At 37.5% G+C, this 3,837-nt stretch carries 2 protein-coding genes and 1 pseudogene; 1 reads left to right on the top strand and 2 read right to left on the bottom strand.

The window, feature by feature from the left end; translation table 11 throughout:
- Positions 1 to 372 precede the first annotated feature (372 nt).
- Together L2764_RS26170 and L2764_RS26165 are read right to left on the bottom strand one after the other, a co-directional pair.
- Positions 373 to 1,053: pseudogene (locus L2764_RS26170) on the bottom strand (transposase); the annotation flags it as partial.
- A 92-nt stretch (positions 1,054 to 1,145) separates the two neighbouring features.
- Positions 1,146 to 3,200, bottom strand: coding sequence for a phosphatidylserine decarboxylase family protein (locus tag L2764_RS26165; RefSeq protein WP_248943278.1), 2,055 nt, complete (start codon positions 3,198 to 3,200; stop codon positions 1,146 to 1,148).
- Between the two features lie 325 nt (positions 3,201 to 3,525).
- Here L2764_RS26165 and L2764_RS26160 point away from each other — a divergent pair.
- A partial coding sequence (locus L2764_RS26160; RefSeq protein WP_248943277.1) for an IS630 transposase-related protein occupies positions 3,526 to 3,837 on the top strand: 312 nt, incomplete at its 3' end.

The following is a 3,837-nucleotide window of genomic DNA, read 5'->3' as shown; positions in this document are numbered from 1 at the left end:
GTCTTTGTTTGTAAAAACTTGGCGAACTAAAAGGACTGCTTTCTCATATCCTTTTAGCCAGCCTTGCACTGCGGTTTGTTCTGGGAAATTCAGCTCATCTACTCGTACAAAGCTAATAATCAAGCTAATAATAGCCAGCCATTATTAATCAGTAACATACTGAGATTTTCATCAGAAATCAACGCTTAGCATCTATCCAATCATGGCTTGAACTGTTTTTAATATAATGCCTGATGCTGAGCTTGAAAAATGAATGATATTAGCGGAATTAGTGAGTTTTGAAGTGTAAAGTACCGACTCAGTTGATTAACTGAGCTTTCTGGTCTTGAGATACAGCCTGGACTCTAGCCTAGCGGCATATACTGGCAACATACCAATAAAAGGCAACAACTGCTTAGGCTGCTTACCCGTTAACGCAGCTTCAATACGTAGTTTAAGGCTAGTATGCTCGGAATTCTCTGGTGTACTTGCCATCTTGGCACGAATCGGCCTATCTATTAATAAAGAATGTTCAACATAGGCCATACAAGCTAACACTGCTGCTTCCTCAAGTAAGGCTTGGCTTTTAAAGCGCCCTTCCCAGAAGTGACCTGTACAATTATCTTCTATATTCGCTTGTCGTGCTATAGGCTCATTAAGACACCTCAACTCTTTTGAAAACATGGGCAGCTTATGTCACTTAGGCGGCTACGGTATTCTGCTACCATCTTTAATAATACAGGTTTTTCATGAGCCTCTATTGCTAATCCTTGAACATATTTCTGCGTCAACTCTGTACCTTGAAACAACTGATGCCAGCGAACAAGCACATCACTATCAGACCAAATATTTGCTTCATAAATCTCTGCTAATTGAAGCCTCTTATGTTAGAAAATAAGGATTCAACCCAAGCTCGCCGATGATCGTAATTCTTGCCCGTACTCTCTATTTATAAAGAATATCATCTCCACATGGCTATTAACCAAGTAAGCAGGCACGCCGCACCACACGACTACAACAATGATAATATGGCGTAGCTTCAATACTAATTAAGCACCTTCGTGGACGTGGCATAACAAGCTCCCTCTAGTGCCCGTCAATTAAGATTAGTAGGAAGGTCTAGAATATGCCATTAATGATGGCTGTCTTTGTCTAGCCGTTATCCCTTATTCTTCGCTGCTATGGGTTAGAGCTTTCCCCACTGAATCAACACTCCAGAGGAGTGTACCATTGGCATCAACTATAGCAATTGCGTAAATATCGCTAACTTCACTACCTTCTGGAAGTATAATTGATATACCACCATAACAACCTGTAGTTCTAGCAACATCGCCTATGGTAAACGCATTGTCACCACCTGATGTTGATGGATAAGGCATATTAATTAAAGCTGATTCTTTTGTAGGTGTTGGATTAGAAGTTTTTTGATTTCCATTACAGTCTATAGCCCAGATAGTATTACCATTTTTATCTGTAACAACTAAGGGCCAGTTTTCACAAGTACTAGATGGTACAATTATTTTCAATGCAGCACGTATAGTGTTATTAGGGTTATCTCCTATAACATATCCACTGCTTCCAGCTTCAGGAAAGTTTATGTTTAAGTTACAAGATGCTTCAGGATTTGAATCTTGTGCAGTTCCTTGAATGGTATTTACATTACCACTTGCGTCAACTCCCCATAGATATTCTCCTTGACTATTTCCTACATTTATTGGGTACGCAGAACTACTATCAGGAACCACGACAAGTATTGCACCCGAATTTTCATTAACTATTGCTGAATTACTTATACACAGACCGCTTGCACCTTCTTCTGTTTGATAAGGTATTGTATCTTGTACAATAGTAGCTATTTTGGAGTTGACTGGTATGTTAGATGCGTTTATATTTGGTATTTGGCCATGGTAATCAAACAATAGTGGAATGTTTTTTTTGAATACAAGTAGATATGTTGATCCACCAAAGTGAAACATCCCAATTTCTCCTCCCTTAGTAACAAGGTCTTTTGCTTTAACTGTAATATCACAAGTAGCGCACTCTGCCATACCTATAGGTATTACAACCATGTCGCCTATGGCATCATTATTTGCTGTTATTTCAATTATCCCTCTTGTAGCTAAATTGGCAATATATCCTTGTGATTCATTTGGACCAGCAGGGTCTAAATCAAGAGCGCATGATGGTAGCATCTCTGAATAGTATGTACTATTAAATGGTGTTTCTTTTGCAGTTTGATATACAGTTTTTACTGTTCCATCCACTGGACTATGCCAACGGTGGTAGCTCTCTGCACTTAAAAAGGCTTGATAAATAGTTCCACCCTCATACTTATCGGTTAAGGGAGAATTACCTTCCGTTTCGTTAAATATATTTAATAGAGAATATGGTTGCCCTTTAGCCCAGTAAGTATTTGTTCTTTTAACATTATATGCCACTCTGTAGGGTGCTGATTCGCATGCATTAGCAAGCACATTATCTCCTTTTGCTATTGGACGAATTCCAGCATTGAATTGCCTTGTAAAGAAATCATCCCAACTTGTAAATCCATAATAAGAATTGTGAATATTTGGGCAGTTAAATGCTTCTTCAAATTTAGCTCTTGCTCTTATTGGTTTTCCTGTGTAATCAGTACCATCGTTTAAAGCATTTGCCATAGCTATCATTGCGTCATCACTTAGCCAATAGTATTGCGGGTAGTTAAAATGGCCAGCATAAATTTTAACCTCTGCGTTACTATTTAAAACAGCATATTGAGAAGCAGAACTTTTAAGAAAATCCCCCCAGTCATTCAATACTTTATTAAAGTGTTCATTTACTCCATTATCCAAGAAAAAATGATGACCTGCTTCTGTTCCCATTGCCCAATCAAGCAAAGAATTAATCGGAAAACCAACACAACCTGACTTGTTAAAGGTTTGCGTCATGGTCATAATACTATTTAAAAGTGGTATAAACTCGTTCCAGCTCTTTAACTCTGTTCCATAATCAAGATTTTTATATTTTGCAGGCACTTCTTTAAACATATCATTGGAATAAGTATTTATTCGTGGATTTCCTGTTACATACTTATTAAGAGCAATAATGTTAGGTGTCCAATCGATCGGATTAGCGGCTACATATGACTTAATACCCTTTATATGACTTCTGATTAATTCATAATCGATATGCAACCATTTACCTACATTAAATTGGTGTTTGTTCTCTTTAGATTTCCCCATTATTTTATCCTGTTTTGTTTATACTTATCTCAAACCTTTTTAGTTTTTTATAGTGAGTGTTATTGGCTTTTCTTATTGCTTTTAACATGGTGGCAAAGCCACCATGCTCTTTATTATCACTATCTCTTTATCATTTAGTGGCTCAGTAACACTCCGAACAAGTGTTATTAGGCCAGTGCGTCACTATTCCACGGTAATTTGTCACTATAAATTATAGCTAAATAAGAAATAATATGGCGTAATGTAGTCGATTTCATACAGTCTCGATTTTCGCCAATGCATTTTGGCCTATAGCTAAATCAAAATAATATCCGATAATACTCGAATGGCATATAGTATCGATTTAAGGCGTAAGGTGTTCGCCTACAAAGAAAAGCACCAACTGACATTTGAGCAGACAAGTCAGCATTTTGAGATTAATATAGCCACTCTTTTTCGTTGGCAAAATAAGATGGAACCTTGCTCAAAACGTAATAAACCCGCAATAAAAGTAGACATGACGGCACTGAAACGTGATGTTGATGAGCACCCCGATGATTATCAATGGGAACGTGCAATCCGCCTTAATGTCGGTCAATCAACAATACACTATGCGCTAAAACGGCTCAAAATCAGCTATAAAAAAAACACTAACACA

This window comes from Shewanella surugensis, from assembly GCF_023284005.1.
Lineage (GTDB): Bacteria > Pseudomonadota > Gammaproteobacteria > Enterobacterales > Shewanellaceae > Shewanella > Shewanella surugensis.
The sequence above is the reverse complement of the archived record's forward strand: the minus strand, read 5'-3'. Positions and strand labels throughout refer to the sequence as shown.